18 protein-coding genes are annotated in these 17764 nt (G+C 67.0%); 17 read left to right on the top strand and 1 reads right to left on the bottom strand.

Annotated elements, in window-relative coordinates; all coding sequences use genetic code 11:
* The 16 genes from Q1J95_RS02215 to Q1J95_RS02140 all read left to right on the top strand — a co-directional run.
* Positions 1-442, top strand: a 442-nt coding sequence (locus Q1J95_RS02215; protein WP_300265637.1) for a DNA-directed RNA polymerase subunit alpha C-terminal domain-containing protein, incomplete at its 5' end; no start/stop codon positions are given.
* 34 nt (positions 443-476) lie between these two features.
* Positions 477-1190, top strand: coding sequence for a 50S ribosomal protein L17 (gene rplQ / locus Q1J95_RS02210; protein WP_300265636.1), 714 nt, complete (start codon positions 477-479; stop codon positions 1188-1190).
* Positions 1191-1408: 218 nt separating this feature from the next.
* On the top strand, positions 1409-2089 hold the full coding sequence (locus Q1J95_RS02205) for a hypothetical protein (RefSeq protein WP_300265635.1): 681 nt from the start codon (positions 1409-1411) through the stop codon (positions 2087-2089).
* A gap of 74 nt (positions 2090-2163) precedes the next feature.
* Entirely contained in the window at positions 2164-2919 is a 756-nt protein-coding gene (locus Q1J95_RS02200) for a L,D-transpeptidase (protein WP_300265634.1), read from the top strand.
* Between the two features lie 44 nt (positions 2920-2963).
* Positions 2964-3758, top strand: a complete 795-nt coding sequence (locus Q1J95_RS02195) for a sulfite exporter TauE/SafE family protein (RefSeq protein WP_300265639.1) — start codon at positions 2964-2966, stop codon at positions 3756-3758.
* 31 nt (positions 3759-3789) lie between these two features.
* The gene (locus tag Q1J95_RS02190) at positions 3790-4248 is read left to right on the top strand and encodes a MaoC family dehydratase N-terminal domain-containing protein (RefSeq protein WP_300265633.1); all 459 of its coding nucleotides are present in this window, start codon (positions 3790-3792) and stop codon (positions 4246-4248) included.
* Complete coding sequence (locus Q1J95_RS02185) at positions 4245-4646, top strand: MaoC/PaaZ C-terminal domain-containing protein (protein ID WP_300265632.1); 402 nt, start codon at positions 4245-4247, stop codon at positions 4644-4646. The genes Q1J95_RS02190 and Q1J95_RS02185 overlap by 4 nt, the downstream gene beginning before the upstream one ends.
* Positions 4647-4663: 17 nt before the next feature.
* Positions 4664-5800: a UDP-N-acetylmuramate dehydrogenase gene (locus Q1J95_RS02180; RefSeq protein ID WP_300265631.1), complete on the top strand. Its 1137-nt coding sequence runs from the start codon at positions 4664-4666 to the stop codon at positions 5798-5800.
* Positions 5801-5808: 8 nt separating this feature from the next.
* Positions 5809-6414, top strand: a complete 606-nt coding sequence (pnuC, locus tag Q1J95_RS02175; RefSeq protein ID WP_300265630.1) for a nicotinamide riboside transporter PnuC — start codon at positions 5809-5811, stop codon at positions 6412-6414.
* Entirely contained in the window at positions 6411-7502 is a 1092-nt protein-coding gene (locus Q1J95_RS02170; protein WP_300265629.1) for an AAA family ATPase, read from the top strand. Before pnuC ends, Q1J95_RS02170 begins: the two co-directional genes overlap by 4 nt.
* A 9-nt stretch (positions 7503-7511) precedes the next feature.
* Positions 7512-9080, top strand: a complete 1569-nt coding sequence (locus Q1J95_RS02165) for a MoxR family ATPase (RefSeq protein WP_300265628.1) — start codon at positions 7512-7514, stop codon at positions 9078-9080.
* Positions 9077-9757, top strand: coding sequence for a potassium transporter Kef (locus Q1J95_RS02160; protein ID WP_300265627.1), 681 nt, complete (start codon positions 9077-9079; stop codon positions 9755-9757). Before Q1J95_RS02165 ends, Q1J95_RS02160 begins: the two co-directional genes overlap by 4 nt.
* The gene (locus Q1J95_RS02155; protein ID WP_300265626.1) at positions 9757-11640 is read left to right on the top strand and encodes a VWA domain-containing protein; all 1884 of its coding nucleotides are present in this window, start codon (positions 9757-9759) and stop codon (positions 11638-11640) included. Before Q1J95_RS02160 ends, Q1J95_RS02155 begins: the two co-directional genes overlap by 1 nt.
* Positions 11633-12241 carry a phosphohydrolase gene (locus Q1J95_RS02150; protein WP_300265625.1) on the top strand — a complete coding sequence of 203 codons (609 nt, stop codon included), beginning with the start codon at positions 11633-11635 and terminating at the stop codon, positions 12239-12241. Before Q1J95_RS02155 ends, Q1J95_RS02150 begins: the two co-directional genes overlap by 8 nt.
* 14 nt (positions 12242-12255) lie before the next feature.
* The gene (locus tag Q1J95_RS02145) at positions 12256-13638 is read left to right on the top strand and encodes an AMP-binding protein (RefSeq protein WP_300265624.1); all 1383 of its coding nucleotides are present in this window, start codon (positions 12256-12258) and stop codon (positions 13636-13638) included.
* Positions 13635-14636 carry a glycoside hydrolase family 16 protein gene (locus Q1J95_RS02140; protein ID WP_300265623.1) on the top strand — a complete coding sequence of 334 codons (1002 nt, stop codon included), beginning with the start codon at positions 13635-13637 and terminating at the stop codon, positions 14634-14636. Before Q1J95_RS02145 ends, Q1J95_RS02140 begins: the two co-directional genes overlap by 4 nt.
* 1 nt (position 14637) lies before the next feature.
* On the opposite strand, the gene Q1J95_RS02135 is transcribed toward Q1J95_RS02140, so the two are convergent.
* Entirely contained in the window at positions 14638-15837 is a 1200-nt protein-coding gene (locus Q1J95_RS02135; RefSeq protein WP_300265622.1) for a pyridoxal phosphate-dependent aminotransferase, read from the bottom strand.
* Positions 15838-15958: 121 nt separating this feature from the next.
* Between Q1J95_RS02135 and Q1J95_RS02130 the strand changes: the two genes are divergently transcribed.
* Positions 15959-17668 (top strand): acyl-CoA dehydrogenase, encoded by a 1710-nt coding sequence (locus tag Q1J95_RS02130; protein ID WP_300265621.1) that lies wholly within the window; start codon positions 15959-15961, stop codon positions 17666-17668.
* Positions 17669-17764 lie beyond the last annotated feature (96 nt).

Raw genomic sequence — 17764 nt, 5'->3', positions numbered from 1 at the left:
CGGTGAGCGCACCGACTTCGACAAGCTCATCCTCGACGTCGAGACGAAGAACAGCATGCTCCCGCGGGATGCTGTCGCCTCGGCTGCGAAGACCCTGACCGAACTGTTCGGCCTCGCTCGCGAGCTGAACGTCGAGGCAGAGGGCATCGAGATCGGCCCGGCACCTGTCGAGCCCGTGCTCTCCAGCGAGCTGTCGATGCCGATCGAGGACCTCGACCTGTCGGTCCGCTCCTACAACTGCCTCAAGCGCGAGGGCATCAACACGGTGTCCGAGCTCGTGGCGCTGTCGGAGACGCAGCTCATGAACATCCGCAACTTCGGCCAGAAGTCGGTCGACGAGGTGCGCGACAAGCTCATCTCGCTCGGTCTGTCGCTCAAGGATTCGGTGCCCGGTTTCGACGGCGCCCACTTCTACGGCGCAGGCGAAGACGAGTCCTTCTGACCTCCCCGAAATTCTGACCAGGAGTTAGACCAATATGCCTAAGCCCACCAAGGGTCCCCGCCTCGGAGGCGGCCCCGCACACGAGCGCCTGCTGCTTGCCAACCTCGCCGCTGCGCTGTTCACCCACAAGTCGATCAAGACGACCGAGACCAAGGCCAAGCGCCTGCGTCCATTCGCTGAGCGTCTGATCACCTTCGCCAAGCGCGGCGACCTGCACGCACGCCGTCGCGTGCTGAGCGTCATCGGTGACAAGAGCGTCGTGCACACTCTGTTCGCTGAGATCGCCCCGCAGGTCGCTGAGCGCGAGGGTGGATACACCCGCATCACGAAGGTCGGCTTCCGCAAGGGCGACAACGCGCCGATGGCCGTGATCGAGCTCGTCCTCGAGCCTGTCACCCCGAAGAAGAAGGCCACCAGCAAGCCCGCGCCGAAGGCTGAGAAGCCCGCCAAGGCCGAGAAGCCCGCTGAGACCGACGTTGCCGCCGACGCCGGCGCTGAGTCGCAGGAAGAGGGCGCAGCTGCGGATGCCGCGGCCGCTGCCGCCGTCGTCGACGGCGGATTCGGCGCCGACTCCGCCGCGCCGAACGAAGACGGCTCGGCGCCTGAGGGCTTCGAGATCAAGGGCAACAAGGACTCGATGAAGTACCACCGTCCCGACGGGCAGTGGTACGAGCAGACGGTCGCTGAGGTCTGGTTCCGCACGGCTGAGGCCGCCGAGGCCGCTGGATTCGAAGAGGCCGGCAAGTAAGCCCACAACGCACAGCAAGAGACCCGTTACGCCCTCGGCGTGGCGGGTCTCTTGCTGTGCGACCGGGGAGACGGAGGCCGGCTAAAGTAACACCACGGCAACTTTGATTCATCTGTATAGACAGATGTCCGTGACGTCCGCTAGAGCCTGAACGTCTCGTGTGCTGTGCTTCCGCGGCCGCGAGGAACCCGACGCTCCTCCCCACGAAAGTTGCTCTGATGAAGAAGACCCGACTGGCCGTCACCGCGGCCATCAGCTCGTCGCTCCTGGCAGGCTCGATGCTGCTCGCGGCCCCCGCCCTCGCCGCCGATGTCTACGTTCCCGACGCACCTAAAGGCGTCGAAGGAGACTCGTACCCGGCTGGTTGGTTCACCGGCAACCCGCAGCCGGAGACGGCACCGGTTGATGACGAGACGGGCATCACGCTGACCGGCAAGACGCAGCTTCTGTACGGCGGGATCATCGACGTCGCCGGGCCCGACACGTTCACCTCGCTGGTCGAGAGCTCGGCTGTCGATGCCGACGGCGACACCTACTTCCAGTACCCCATCTTCTTCAACCCCGACGGCGAGAACCTCGGCTTCACAACCCTGCGCCCGGTCGACCCGGGCACGCCGGCGACCGACGCCGAGTGGTACTCCAGCTGGGAGGTGAGGATCGATGGCGAAGTCATCCTCACTGAGGGCCCGCACACCTTCGCCGAGATCCAGACGGCCTTCCAGGGCGCCATCGACGCAGGCGCTGCCCCCGAGGTGCTCGCCGTCGGCGTCTTCGTCGACACCGGTGCTGAGGCACTCGTGCGCAGCATCTCGTTCGCGGGCGACAACTACTACTTCACGGAAGAGCCGGAGGCCGTCGTTCCGGTTCCCGTTGAAGAAGAAGCGACCTTCGCCGGCTGAGCGAAGTCTTTCATCGAGCGTGCCCCGTCTGGTCATCGGACGGGGCACGCTCATGCACATCGAAGGGACGCATCGTGCGTTCACGACTGATCACTTTCGTTGCCGCTGGCGTTGTCATCGCCGCTGTCTTGGCCGGATGCGCCGCACCGCAGCCCGATGTTGAACCTGAGCCCACCGTGTCGGCGCCGGTTCACCCACAACCGGCTCCCTCGCAGGACGCAGACTCCGCGCCGATCGAGTTCAGCGTGGGGAAGGCTGCCACGGCGGTGGGACCGGAGGTCATCGCCTACGACGCACCTGAGGGTGCCGAGGTGGCGCGTTTTGCCAACCCCATCGCGTCCGGTGCGCCACTGACGTTCTTGGTTGAGGCATCCGAGGGCGACTGGATGCGCGTGAAGCTGCCGATGCGCCCGAACGGCTCGGTCGGGTGGATCGATGCGGCCAGCGTCACCGTTGCCTCGCTGCACTACAGCCTGGACGTCTCGACGGCTGACCGCACCGTCACGCTGCTGAAAGACAACGAGCCGGTCGAGACCTTCGCAGCGGCTGTCGGCACAGGCGACACCCCGACGCCCGTGGGCAGCTTCTACCTCACCGAACTGCTCGCGCCCACCAACCACGGATACGGTCCCTACGCCTACGGAATCTCAGCGTTCTCCGACGTGCTCAACAGCTTCGGCGGCGGGCCGGGGCAGATCGGAATGCACGGCACCGACGACAGCGGCAGCATCGGCGAGGCCGCCAGCCACGGTTGCATCCGTCTCAGCAATGAAGACATCACCTACCTGGCCGAGACTTTGCCGTTGGGAACGCCCATCACGATCAGCTGACGACGGGAGTAGGCTGGGCGGGTGCGGAAGATTATGCCTCGATGATGTCGGAGACAGCGGCGAGAGTTCGAGGCCCGCGCGCGTACATCTTCTTCGTCGTGATCGGTCTGACCGCGGGGCTCCTCTCCGGTCTGTTCGGCGTCGGCGGCGGCACGGTCATCGTTCCGCTTCTCGTGCTGCTGCTTCCCTTCGACCAGCGCCTTGCCGCAGGAACCTCGCTGGCGGCGATCGTTCCCACGGCCAGCGTGGGAGTGGTCTCGTATGCCACGTCGGGGTCGGTCGCGTGGATTCCTGCGCTGATCCTCGCCGCCGGCGCCGTTATCGGTGCGCAGATCGGCACGCGGCTGCTGCCGCGCATCTCTCAGACGGCGTTGCGCTGGGGGTTCGTCGCCTTCCTCGTGATCGTGATCGTGAGCCTGTTCCTCGTGGTGCCAGCCCGTGATGCCGGGTTCGAACTGGGTTGGATCAACGGCGCAGGCCTCGCCCTGGTCGGCGTCTTCACCGGAGTCATCGCCGGGCTCATCGGCGTCGGCGGCGGCGTCATCGTCGTTCCCGTGCTGATGCTCGTCTTCGGCACGAGCGATCTCGAGGCCAAGGGTACGTCGCTGCTCATGATGATCCCGACCGCGGTCTCGGGAACGGTCGGAAACCTCCGCCACCGCAACGTCGATCTGCTCGCAGCCGCGATCATCGGCCTGTCGGCATGCACGACCACGGCCCTGGGGGCGTGGCTGGCCACGCTCATCGACCCGTTCACCGGGAACATGCTCTTCGTCATCTACCTGGTGGCGATCGCGATCCAGATGATGATCAAGGCCATTCGTGGCCGTCGACGCTGAAGCCGCGGCATCCGATCGGTAGACTCATCGAGTGGCTGTCAATTCTGAACTCGTCGGCCGGGAATTCCCGCCGACACCGCCGTATCTCGTCGGCCGAGAGAAGGTGCGCGAGTTCGCTCGTGCCGTCTTCGCCGACGCTCCGCTGCACACCGACGTCGAGGCCGCTCGCGCCCTTGGCCACGCCGACATCGTGGCACCGCCGACGTTCGCGATGGTCATTCAAGACCAGACGCTGCAGCAGCTGCTGAACGAGCCCGACTCGGGAATCGTCCTGTCGCGCACGATCCACGCCGAGCAGCGCTTCGCCTATTCGCGTCCGATCGTCGCGGGCGACGAGCTGACCGCGACGCTGACGGTGGCCGGCATCCGAATGATGGCGGGAAACGCGATGATCACGAGTGAGGCCGAGATCTCCGATGCCGCAGGCAGGCACGTCGTCACGGCAACGAGCGTGCTGCTGGTCGGCTCCGATGAGGAGGATGCCGCATGAGCGCGTACACCGTGGGAGAGGTGATCGCCGAGCGAACGGTGCACCTCACGCGCGAGTCGCTCGTGCGTTATGCCGGTGCGTCCGGTGACTTCAACCCTATTCACTACCGTGACGACGTCGCGGCATCCGTCGGCCTTCCCGGGGTGCTCGCTCACGGCATGCTGACGATGGGCATCGCGTCGTCCGTCGTAGTGGCGGCGCTCGGTGATTCCTCGAAGGTCACCGATTACGGTGTGCGTTTCACCCGTCCCGTGGTCGTCGATCCCGAAACCGGCGCCGACGTGACCGTGATCGCCAAGGTCGGTGCGATGGACGAGAACACCGCACGCATCGACCTGACAGTGAAGCATGACGAGACGACGGTGCTCGGCAAGGCGCAGCTGCGCGTAGCGCTCTGAAGGCCGCATCCGCTGATATGGCAGAGATCACTCCGATACCGCTTTCGCAGCTGACAACGCTGCGCACCGGCGCCGCACCCGAGCGGATGCTGGACGCATCGACCACGCCCGAACTGGTCGAGGCGCTGCGCGAAGTGTGGGCGCGGCGAGACGAGTGGTTCGTGCTGGGCGGTGGCTCGAACCTGTTCGTCGGAGACGAGGCCTATGCGGGAACCGTGATTCGGGTCTTGACGACGGGTATCGAGCAGCTGCCGTCTCCGCACGAGGGGCGGGTGCGGGTGAAGGCTCAGGCCGGGCACGACTGGGACGCATTCGTGGCGTACACGGTCGAGCACTCTCTCGCCGGCGTCGAGGCGATGAGCGGCATCCCCGGCACGGTCGGCGCGGCTCCGGTGCAGAACATCGGGGCCTACGGGCAGGAGATTCAGGAGACGCTGGTTGAGGTCGAGCTGATCGACGAGTCGACGGGCGGCGTCTCGACGGTGCCGGCATCCGAGCTGGGGCTGGGCTTTCGCACCTCGGTGCTCAAGCACCACTACGGCAGTGTGCCCTCTCGGCGGGCGGTGATTCTGTCGGTCACGCTCGATCTCGCGCAGGTCGGCGACGCTGGCCGTACGATCGGTGGGGAACAGCTGCGCCGCGCGCTCGGTCTGACAGACGATGCGCCGGTGCCGCTCGCGCGCGTGCGCGAAGAGATTTTACGGATTCGGGCGGCGAAGGGCATGCTGCTGGATGCATCCGATCCCGACACCAACAGTGCCGGGTCCTTCTTCCAGAACGCGATCATCTCCGAGACCGCGGCGACGCAGCTTCCCCCTGAGTGCCCGCGTTGGCCGGTGACGCCTGACCTCGACGTCGTCACGGTCATTCCGCTGGAAGCATATGACGGGCAGGTGCCGGCACCGAACCCGATGCGCGGCGGGGTGAAGGTGAGCGCGGGGTGGCTCATCGAGAACGCTGGGATCTCGAAGGGCTTCCGACTGCCGAGCTCGCGTGCCCGCGTGTCGACCAAGCACGCGCTGGCGCTGACCAACCGTGGCGGGGCCAAGGCTTCGGAGATCGCCGAGCTCGCGCGTTTCATCCAGGCTCGGGTGCATGCCGAATTCGGCCTGCAGCTGCAACCGGAGCCGGTGCTGGTCGACGTCGAACTGTAGGGGACCGCATGGGGGAATGGCTGCTGGCCGAATGGCCGCAGGTGCTCGGCTTCGCGACCGGAGCGGCGTGCGTGCTGCTGGCGGGCTTGCGCAACGTCTGGACCTACCCGATCGGCATCGCCAACAACGTCGTGCTGTTCATGGTCTTCCTCCTCGCCGGGCTCTACGCCTCAGCCGGGCTGCAGGTGGTGTACCTCGTGATGGGCGTGCACGGTTGGTGGCGCTGGACGCGCAAGATCGAGCAGAGTCCCACCTATGTCGCTTCGACCCCGCGCTCGGCGTGGCCGTTTCTCATGATCGCGGGTGTCGTCATGACGCTCGTGCTGATCTGGGTACTGACGATGTTCACTGACTCGGAGGTGGCGATAGCGGACGCTGCGACCACGGCGGCCAGCCTGGTGGCGCAGTACATGCTCAACCGCAAGTGGATTCAGACGTGGTTCGTCTGGATCGGCGTCGATGTGGCTTTCATCGCCCTGTCGATCGCGACGGGGCTGTGGGTGATCGCGGCGCTGTATCTGCTGTTCATCGGATTGTGCGTCTTCGGCTTCCGGTCGTGGCGACGGGTCGCCCGAGCTGAGACCGCGGAACCGGCGACGGCGAGCACGGCATGAGCGAGCGCGGGGTGAGCGACCACGGCCTCGTCCTGGGGAAGTTCTACCCGTTCCACACCGGGCATTCGCACCTGATCCGTGAGGCGCAGCGTCGCAGCGATCGGGTGACGGTGCAGGTGCTCGGAGCATCTGTCGAGTCGATCCCGCTCGAGGTGCGGGCCGCGTGGATTCGCGAGTCTCATCCCGGCGTGCGCGTGGTCACAGCGGTGGACGACGCCCCGGTCGATTTCGATTCGCCCTCGGCGTGGCGTGAGCACATGGCTGTCATCGAGGCGCACCTGGACGCCCCGGTCACCACCGTGTATTCATCGGATGCCTATGGCGCTGAGCTCGCGCGCAGACTCGGGGCCGCATGGCATCAGGTCGATGCCGGGCGCCTGCTCAACCCCGTCTCGGGAACGGCCATCCGCGCGGACGTCGCCGGAAACTGGCACGAGCTGAGCCCCGCGGTGCGTTCGTGGCTCACGGCGCGCGTCGTGGTGCTCGGCGCGGAATCGACCGGCTCGACCACGACGGCGGCAGCTCTCGCCGAACGGCTGGGAACGCACTGGGTCGCCGAGTACGGCCGGGAGTACTCGGAGGTGCGCGCGGGCGGCCTGCACGCGCCCTGGGAGAGCCGCGAGTTCGATCTGATCGTCGACCGGCAGATCGAGGCGGAAGAGCGGGCGCGGCGTACGGCGCCGATACCGCTGCTCGTCTGCGACACCGATGTGCTGGCGACGGCGCTGTGGCACGAACGCTATGTCGGCACGGCCGCCGAGCACATCCATCGCCGCGCCCGCGCGCATCAGCCGCTGCTGTATGTGCTCACGGGAGACGAGATCCCTTTCGCACAGGATGGCATGCGCGACGGCGAGCACATCCGCCACGAGATGCAGCAGCGCTTTCGCGAGGTGCTCGCCGTGCAGCCGGTCGACTGGCTCGAGGTGCGCGGCAGCGTCGAGGAGCGTGTCGATGCCGTGGTCGCGGCCATCGCTCCGCTGCTCGCCGAGCATCTGCGCTTCGCGATTCCCCTGGAGGCGCGCTCGGCACACGAGCAGCGCGAGTTGCAACGCCGCGCCGGGGTACGCGAGCAGGCTGATCGGTAGGATTGCGGAATGTTGGATCGCTGGAAGAAAGTCTCTGCGTCGCCGACGAATCCCGGTGTCGACCACGGTGCTGAGGCGCTGACCGCCGAAGACCTGTTCCGCGAACCCGAGACGACGCAGACCGTGCCGCTGGACGAGAAGCTTCGTCAGGCGTACTACTGGATCGTCAATCGCGCCGTGATCTCGCCCTATTACGACATGGAGTTCTCGCGCGCCGATCCGCTCACGATCGACGTGGGAGACGCGGGGGCGACAGTGTCGCTGCCGACCGAGGCATCATTCTCCTCCAACGTGCTGATGCCTCTTCTCACCTTCGCGGTTGGTGGTAAGTGCCTGCTGATCGGCGGGCCCGGGCGCGGCAAGACGACGGTCGCCGTGCTCATGGGGGTGCTCGCCGGCACGTCGTCAGATGATGTGCGGCGGGGTGTGCAGCAGGGTCAGCCGCAGCTGACGGTGAGCGATCTGGTGGGCATTCCGCTGCCGCGTGACCTGGTCGGCGCCGAGCAGCTCTCTGACATTCGCATCGCGTGGCGCGACTGGCTCGGCCTGCCGGTGAAGATCATCGACGAGTACAACCGCATCCCGACCAAGACCCAGTCGGCGCTGCTCACGATGGTCGCCGAGGGATACGTCGAAAGTCACGACCAGATGCGCAAGACCGCCGGCGACGGTGTCGAGAGCTGGTTCTTCACCGCAAACGATGATGCCGGCGGCGGGACGTTCCCGGTCATCCAGGCGTTGCGTGACCGCATGGACGTCACGGTGCAGGCCGCCGGATTCAACAGTCGATTCCTGGATGAGCTGATCACTCGCGTCGAGGCGGGGGAGAAGCCCGAAGAGCATGTGCCGGCGGAGCTCTGCTTCGACGTGGACGAGCAGCGGAGCATGCGTGCCGAGATCCGTGCCGTTCCGATTCCGGTTGCTGTGCGCCGCCGCCTGCGCTTCTTCCTCAGCCACTTCGAGTTCGTGCAACACGGCGGGCGTCGTTTCGAGTACCGCACGAAAGACGTCGTCACGACATCCGGCGGCGACGTCAGCGAGACCATCGACGCGAACACGGGTGCCGATCTGCAAGTCGACCTCGGCGCGCAGACGCGCAACGGGCTGTCGGTCAGGGCACTGCAGACGCTGATCCTGTATGCGAAGGCGATGGCTTGGTTCCGTGGCACAGGCGAGGTGGAGTTGGCGGATGTCGCCGCGATCCTGCCGTTCGTGCTGCGCGGCAAGCTGCTGCCCAATGCGGCACATCCGCGGTTCGACATCGGCGCCGAGCGTGAGCTGAGCACCGACAGTCTGAGCTGGCTGGGCGACCTGTTCGCGCAGTCGTGCAAGCAGTACGATGCACTCGGTCGCGACCGTGATGACCCGGTCGGCCAGCTGCTGGCAGAGTTCGACGAGGGGCTTGACGGCCTGTCTGTGCGCCAGGCGTCGCAGCGGGTGACGGCGGTCGAGTCGCAGCTGCGCAGGATCTCTGCCGTCGGCAAGCTCTACGGCCGCGACTTCGACGACCTGACGACACTGAAGTATCTGCACCAGCGTTACACGGCATATGCGCGATGGAAGCAGTCGCGGGGATGATCACGCGACCGTGTCAGCTGGCGAACGAGGGGGTGTCGTTCGCCGCTCCTGCTGCTGACCTCGCCGGTGTCGGCCTTGAGGTCGACGTCGCCGCTGACGCCGTTCGTCGTGCAGGGGGAGACGTCGAGCTGTTCACAGGAACGCTGTCGGCGGGCATCGAAGCAGACCCGACCGCGCGCGGTGAGCGACAGTACGCGCTCGATCTGGTCGCCTGGGCGGGGTGGCGCGCCGGGGTTCTCGCGCTTCGCGACGACGCGCTGCGCAGACTGGACGCCGTTGACACCAACCGGCGACGCGCTGCGGCCGCCGCCGTCCTGCTCATCCCGCCCGACGAGATCGACGAGTTCCGAACCAGGCAGAGACACGACCGGTATTGGTGGCCAGCGCGTGGGGTGCGCGACGGTTACGTCTTCTCGGTGGGTGGATTCCAGGGCCTGGACGGTGTGTGGATTCGGCCGCCGGAGCGTGTCGAGCGGCTCAGCGCCGCGGGCGCCTTCGGCATCCTGGTCGCCGGTGACTGGTGGCGTCTGGACGGTGACGTCTGGGGGAGCCGGTTGACGCTGCTCGGTCCGGAGGAACCGGCATCCGAAACGAAGGCGGTCTTCGCTGACGACGGCGTTACGCTCGTCATCAGCGAAGACACGCACGTGGCGTGGTTGCATGTGCGGGATCGCTGATGTTCACCAGGAAACGGATGCCGCGCACGATTGCGCTCACGCCCGAAACTCGTGAGGCATGGGACCGGGCGCTGACCACCTGGGGCGTGCGACTTGCCGACCCGCGGCTCAGCCCGGGTGCTGCCGCGGATGCGGGGGCTCCCGCGTGGTTCTCCTTTCCGCCGTCCATCACGGTTGACCCGCAGTACCTCGCCGACCACGGTGTCAGCGACGAGCTCGAGAGCATCTTCGCCCACGAGATCGGCCATCACGTGCTCGCACCGAGCACGCGCGTCGACTCCCTCAAGATCCGTCATCAGATGGCTCGTTCGCTGGACGCAGCTCTCGCGCGGCAACCGCAGCAGCGAGAGGTGAGTTTCCTGGCGAATCTCTGGACCGACCTGCTCGTCAACACACGGCTGGTGCGGCTGCAGCGCACCGACGGCGCACCGCCCGCCGACGTCGGCATCGTGCGGCTCTCGCAGGCGCTGTTCAGCGGAGCCGGTCATAACCGACTTTGGTGGGTGTATCTGCGTACATGCGAGCTGCTGTGGCAGCTGCCAGCGGGAAGTCTGTGCGCACAGGAGCCCCCGCCGGCCCCTGTCATCGACGCCGCAGAAGCGACCGAAGAAGCCGATGCGTCGATGTCTCGCGTCGCCGAGCGGCACCGTCAACTCGAAAAGGCGCTGCGCGCCGCGCGGGCCGAACGGGTGCGCATCGACGCGCAGCTCTCGGGCGCCACGACGGCCAATCCCGTGGTCGATGCCGTGCTGCTCGCCGAGACTGTGCGGATGTTCGCTGCCGATCCCGTCTCCGGCGCGGCACGTTTCGGGGTGATCACGGCCCCGTACTTCCGTGACATCGACGCCGCGGTCAGGGCCGGCGACACCGGCAGCTCTGACGCCGTACGGGGCGGATGTGCCGACGGACAGGAACCGCCGACGCCGGAAGAGCTCGGACGCATTCTGGCCGACCAGCGGATGAAAGACGATCTGCCGCCGCATCCGGGCTCTCTCGACGCCGATGGCGAGACGCCTGACGACGCTGAGATGGCAGAGGACGCCGCATCCGGCGGTCAAGCGTTCGATGTGGCGCAAACGCTGAGCATCTATGACGATCTGCCCGAGAGCGCTGTGCTGGCCGCGTGGTACCGCAGCGAAGCCGCGCGGTGGGTTCGTCCCTACACCCGCACAGTGCCGTCGCACCCAGACGGCGGCATTCCCGGGCCGGTCGAGCTGTGGGAGAACGGCGATCCGCTCACCGAACTGGATCTGCCGCTGACGCTGCGATCGGGCGTCGTGATTCCCGGGGTGACGACGCGGCGTCGATCGCAGCTGGACGATGAGCCGATCGTGCAGGAGACGAGCATCGACCTCGATCTGTACATCGACTCGTCGGGGTCGATGCTGCGGCCGAGCGTCGGCTCGCCTGCCGTGCTGGCCGGTACGATCCTGGCGCTGTCGGTGCTGCGCGGCGGCGGGCGACTGCGTGTGACCAGCTTCTCGGGGCCGGGTCAGGTCGCGGGCATGCCGCGCTTCGGACGCGATTCGAGCGAGATCATCTCGGCGCTGTGCGCTTTCTTCGGCAAGTCCACGTCGTTTCCCCTCGACCTGTACGGCTCGCGCTACGCGAAACTGCCGGCGCCGACTGCAGCGCTCCAACGCCACGTCGTCGTGCTCTCAGATGACGGGCTCGTCTCGATGTTCGGCATGGGCAATGAACCATATGCTGACGTGGCACGTGATGTACGACGAAAGCTCACCACTGGCACGCTCGTGCTCATGGACCGTACCCGGCGCACGGCAGAGGTCGCCCACGCCAGCGGGTACGACGTCATCTATCTCGACACCATGGCGGACGCACCCGGCGTCTGCACCACACTTGCGGAGAAGCTGCATGGCTGACACTGAACGCCTTCTCGCCATCTGGGCAGAACGCTCCGGCGGCGAGGACGACGCCTGGAAGAGTCTCAGGCCCGGTCCGCGCGTTGACGAGGTCGCCGCGCGGCTCTCGGCGATCCCGCGTTCCTTTCTTGACGAGCGCGTGTCTGTGCGAGCTCTCGTCGGCGACATTCTCCATCGCCCCCTCGCCTGTCTGGACTTCGCCGATGACGCCCGGGTGATCCGCGGTGCCGCGGTCGGGCTTTGGCTGCTGGCCAGCGAGGATCTGATCGGACGCTTCTCACCCGAGCTCATGCGCGGACGCGCGGATCTGGCAGTCGACGCACTCGCGTTGCGCCTTGCGCCCGTCGCCGATCCGGCGCGGTGGCTGACGGATGACGAGCGCCGCACCGAGGCTGCGCGCACCTTTCTGCTGTGGAGCGGATACCGGCCGGCCTATGAAGACACCGACACCGCGCGCTCGCTGCTGGCGGCCTGCGATTCGTTGACGCGCAACCGTGCTCTGGCAGAAGCCTACGAGGGCCATCGCCATCGAGCGGAGATCGCCCGTATGCTACGGGAAGCGCGCCGCAAGGAAGCCGCCGCCCGCTATTCCACCGAGTGACACGACCGAGCACGATGACGCTGATCGATCCTGACCTTCCCGACCCGCTGACGTTGGCCGAGTACGCGCCGGGTGAAGCGGCTGTTCTCAGCGACGCTGAACGGTGGCCGACACTCGACGACACCGCGGCCCAGCGGCTCGCGCATTGGCGATCCCACCTCGATGCGCCGCAGTGGACGCACGCGACCGGCGACCGCCTCACGGCTGAGCAGATCGACCGCGTGCAGAAGCCGTTGCCACCGGGCGATTGGCTGAGCGAGCATCTCGCGGCCGCCCGGCGTACGCTGCGCTACCGTGACATGCCCGCGGACGCCGCCTTGGGCGAGTATCCGACCATCTCGCGCGCTGACCTCGTCGAAGACATCGGTGCCTTCGTTCCGTTGGACGCTGATCTCGAGCGGATGCTGCATGGCACGAGCTCGGGCTCGACCGGGGCCGCCCTGCTCATCCCCGATGACGTCGAGGAGGTCGCCCGCGGGTTTCACCTGCTGGTCGCGCTCGCCGCATCGGCGGGAGTGAGCGTCGAACCGGCAGGGGAACGCCTGGCCGTGGCCAATCTCGTGTTCCAGCGGCAGGCTTTCACCTACGTCTCGGTCATCAGCAGCTTCGCTCATCGCGCGATGGCGCGCCTCAATCTGCATCCGTCCTGCTGGTCGACACCCGGCGCGCGCGAGCGATACCTCGCAGACGCCGATCCGCAGATTCTCAGCGGTCACCCCACGAGCCTCGCCGAACTGGTCGATTCCGGGCTGTGCGAGGTGCTGCATCCGCGGGTGATCTTCTCCGGGGCGATGGCGCTGTCGGCTCCGCTGCGCCGTCGGCTGGAAGATACTTTCGGATGCCCGGTGTTCGACGTCTTCGGGCTGCACGAGACGCGACCGATCGCCGTGCGCCTGGACGACGGCCCGTTCCGGGTGCTGCAGCGTCGGGTGCACGTCGAGGTGCTCGACGAACAGGGCGACCCGCTGCCCGACGGAGTGATGGGCGAGATCACCGTGACGGCGGGAGAGAATCCGCTGCTGCCGCTCGTTCGCTATCGCACCGGTGACTTCGCGCGCTGCGTTCGCCTCGATGACGGCGGGATCGGCCTGGCGGATCTGGAAGGGCGCGAGAACACGATGTTCCGCGCTGGCAACGGCATGCTCATCCCGTGTGTCGAGCTGACCCAGCAATTGCAGGCACATGGTGCCCTGGGCTGGTCGGTCAGCCAGAGCGCCGACGGCGCAGTGCACGCGTCGATCGCCGGCGGCGATGCCGACGCCGTGCGGACCGCCCTCGAGGCGCTGCTGGGCATGCCGATACGCCTCACCGCCGTGGCACGCCTGGCCGAGCTGGGCGAGGGTAAGCCTCGTCGCTACCGGAGCGAGGCGGCTGTGAGCTCAGGGAGTGCGCGATGAGGTCGCACCCGCTTCGGCCGCTGATGGCCGCGCTGCTCATCGGCGGTGTCGTGGTCGCCGGCTCGATGTCGAGTGCAGCGCTCGCCGCAGACGCGGAAGCGGATGCTCACGCGCCGGGCGTGTACGGATGGACGCTGGCGTGGTCAGACGAGTTCGACGGCCGGAGCGGCAGCCCGGCAGACGAGCGCCACTGGACGTACGAGACCGGCGGCAATGGCTGGGGCAACCAAGAGCTGCAGTATTACACCGACTCGACCGACAACGCCGCGCACGACGGCGAGGGAAACCTCGTCATCACGCTGCGCGAGGTCGATGATCCCGAAGCTGCCGACCTCGACTGCTGGTACGGGCCATGCGAGTTCACGTCTGCGCGGCTGATGAGCAAGGGCGACGTAGAGTTCGCCCACGGCCGCATCGAGACGCGGGTGAAGCTGCCCGACGGTGAGGCGGGAATCTGGCCGGCCTTCTGGGGTCTGGGCGGCAACCTGCACGATGTCGGGTGGCCGAGGTCGGGCGAGATCGACATCATGGAGTACGTCGGCAAATCACCCGAGGAGCTGTTCGGAACCGTGCACGGCCCCGGGTACACCGGCGGCGACAGCATCGGCGACACCTACGGTTTCGGCGAGAACATCGGCGGGGAATGGGTGACCGTCTGGGTGGAATGGGAACCGCACAGCATCCGCTGGTTCGCGCAGCGCGACGGCGATGAGTCCGTGGAGTTCTTCGAGGTGACCCCCGACGACGTCCCCGAAGGGGAGTGGGTCTTCGATCATCCGTTCTTCTTCATCGCGAACATGGCGATCGGTGGCAATTTCGGCGGGCCGATAGGCGACGACCTGACGTTCCCGCAGGAATATGTGATCGATTACGTGCGCGTGTACAAACCCGAGCCGACGCCGGAGATCGTGCCGATCGCGATCACGGTCGGCGCGGCGGCCCTCGTCGGCGCCGTCGTGCTGATGGTGGTTCGCCGCAGGAGACGCTCGGTGCGCTGAGCTACGAGAACAGGCGTTGCAGTCGCTGAACGCCCTCGAGCAGAGCGTCGTCGGCGAGAGCGTACGACAGGCGCAGATATCCCGACGGACCGAAGGCCTCTCCGGGCACGACTGCGACCTCGGCCTGCTCGAGGATGAGATCTGCCAGCTCGAGCGAGGTCGTCGGCGTCACACCGCCCCAGCTGCGGCCCAGCAGGCCCTGCACATCGGGGTACACGTAGAACGCGCCGAGCGGGTTGGGCACGCGAACGCCATCGATCTTCGACAGCTCGGACACGATCAGCTGGCGACGCCGGTCGAAGGCCTCGCGGAACTGCTCGGCTTCGGTCTGCGGGCCGGCCAGAGCCGCGATGGCACCACGCTGTGCGACGTTGTTGACGTTGCTCGACAGGTGCGACTGCAGGTTGCCCGCGACCTTGATCGCATCGGCGGGTCCGACCATCCACCCCACGCGCCATCCTGTCATGGCGTAGGTCTTGGCCACACCGTTGACGAGGATGGTCTGGGCTGCGGCCTCGGGCACGGCCTCGACGATCGACGTCGCTGTGACTCCCTCGTACGTGAGGTTCTGATAGATCTCGTCAGAGATGATCCAGATCCCGTGCTCAACAGCCCATTCGCCGATGGCGCGAGTCTCTTCGGCGGTGTACACCGAACCGGTCGGGTTCGACGGAGAGACGAAGACGAGAGCGGTGGTTCGTTCGGTACGTGCGGCCTCGAGCTGTTCGACGGTGACTTTGTAATCCTGGTCGGCGCCAGCGAAGACGGTAACGGGCGTGCCATCGGCCAGGGCGATCGCCTCGGGGTACGTGGTCCAGTACGGTGCAGGCAGCAGCACCTCGTCGCCGGGGTTCACGACCGTCTGGAACGCCTGGTACACAGCCTGCTTGCCGCCATTGGTGACGATGACCTGGCTGGGGGAGACCTCCAGCCCGGAATCGCGCAGCGTCTTGGCCGCGACAGCCTCGCGCAGCTCGGGCAATCCGGCGGCGGGCGTGTAGCGGTAGTTCGCCGGATCGGCGAGAGCCTCAGCCGCGGCATTCACCACGAATTGCGGAGTCGCGAAATCGGGTTCACCGGCGGCGTAGGAAATCACCGGCTTACCTGCGGTCTTGAGCGCTTTGGCCTTGGCATCGACCTTGAGCGTTGCCGACTCGGCGATGTTGGACAGTTTGCGAGAGAGAGGAGCGCGTTCAGTCACGATTCGAGCCTACTCGTGCACGTATGCCCGTGTCAGGATGCGCTCTGCCCTCCATGGTGAGACTCAGTATCGCCTATACTGGCCCCGAGTCCCGTTTCTGTCAGAATTCAAGGAGTACGCCATGGTCGTCGATTCCACATACGAGCCGCCCGTTTCCGACTACGCCTTCCTCTACGGCGAGGCGTTCGGACTCGACCTCGTCGCCCGCGCCACCGGCGGCGAGCTGACCGCACAGGACGCCGCCGAGATCATCGCGGGAGCCGGCGAGTTCGCGGCATCCGTCCTTGCTCCGCTGGAGACCGTCGGCGACCGGCAGGGCGCCCAGCTCGTCGACGGCGAGGTGCGCATGCCCGAGGGATTCGCCGACGCGTATCGGGCGTTCGTCGAAGCTGGCTGGATCACCGCCGAGGCGCCGCTCTCCGCCGGCGGAGACGGACTGCCGGGCGTCGTGCGTGCTGGCCTCGGCGAGCTGTGGAACGCATCCAACGCCGCCTTCGCGCTGTGCTGGCTGCTGACGGCAGGGCAGATCCACGCGCTCGATGCCGCCGCATCCGACGAACTGCGCGAGAAGTTTCTGACCAAGCTCGTCAGCGGTGAATGGACGGGCACCATGAACCTCACCGAACCCGAGGCCGGCACCGACCTCGGCGCCATTCGCACCATGGCGACGCAGCGCGACGACGGAACCTGGGGCGTCAGCGGGCAGAAGATCTTCATCACCTGGGGTGACCACGACATCGCCGAGAACATCGTGCACCTCGTGCTCGCACGCACACCGGGCGCACCAGACGGAGCGAAGGGGCTGTCGCTGTTCGTCGTACCGCGCATCCTCGTCGGCGATGACGGCTCGCTGGGCGAGCGCAACGCGGTCAGCACGGTCGCGATCGAGCACAAGCTCGGCATCCACGCCAGCCCGACCTGTGTGCTGGCCTATGAAGATGCCACGGGATACCTCGTCGGCGACCTGCACGGCGGACTCGCCGGAATGTTCGTCATGATGAACTCCGCCCGCACCGGCATGGGATACCAGGCCACCGGCATCTCAGACCGCGCCTATCAGCAAGCCGCGGCCTACGCCGCCGAGCGCAAGCAGGGGGCGGTGATCGATCGCCCGGGCAGCGCGCCCATCGCCGAGCACCCTGATGTGAAGCGCCTGCTGCTGTCGATGTCGAGTCGCATCTTCGCGATGCGCGCGCTCGGCGTGCTCGTTGGCGATCTGTTCGACCGCGCCGAGAGCGATGGCACGCATGCGCTCGCCGAGTTCTTCGTGCCCGTGTTGAAGGGGTGGGCCACCGAAGACGCGCTGCTGGTGACGTCGGACGCGATTCAGGTGCACGGCGGGATGGGCTTCATCGAAGAGACCGGTGTCGCCCAGCACTACCGCGATGCGCGCATCATGCCGATCTACGAGGGAACGACCGCGATCCAGGCCAACGACCTCATTGGTCGCAAGGTGCTGCGCGACAACGGGGCCACGGCCCAGGCGCTGTTCAACCAAATCGACGAGACCGTCGCCGCGCTGCGTGCGGGGGGCACACCGGTGGCAGAGCGCACCGCGGAGCGTCTGGCGCGCGCCGTGGACGCCGCTCGCGGAGCCACCGATGCTCTGCTCGGTTTCGGGCCGTCGCGGCACGCCTACGCCGCAGGAGTTCCTTACCTCATGCTGCTGGGCACTCTCGCCGGCGGCTGGATGCACGCGCTCGCCGTCGTCGCGGTCGGAACAGGAGACGACGCCGCTGGTCGCCTCGCGAACGCCGACTTCTACGGCGCGCATCACCTTCCGCGCGTTCACTCGCTCGCGGAGACAGTCGCCGCGGGCGAGATCGGCTGACGGGGCGGGGCAGCGCGGCGGCAGCGCGAGACGAGAAACGTCCTGCCGCATGAGACAGGTGCAGGCAGGACGTTTCTCGTGCAGGAAGCTGTTTCT

Origin of the sequence: Microbacterium sp. (assembly GCF_029263575.1) — a bacterium.
GTDB lineage: Bacteria > Actinomycetota > Actinomycetes > Actinomycetales > Microbacteriaceae > Microbacterium.
Note: the sequence above shows the minus strand (reverse complement) of the source record. Positions and strands in the feature narration are given on the sequence as shown.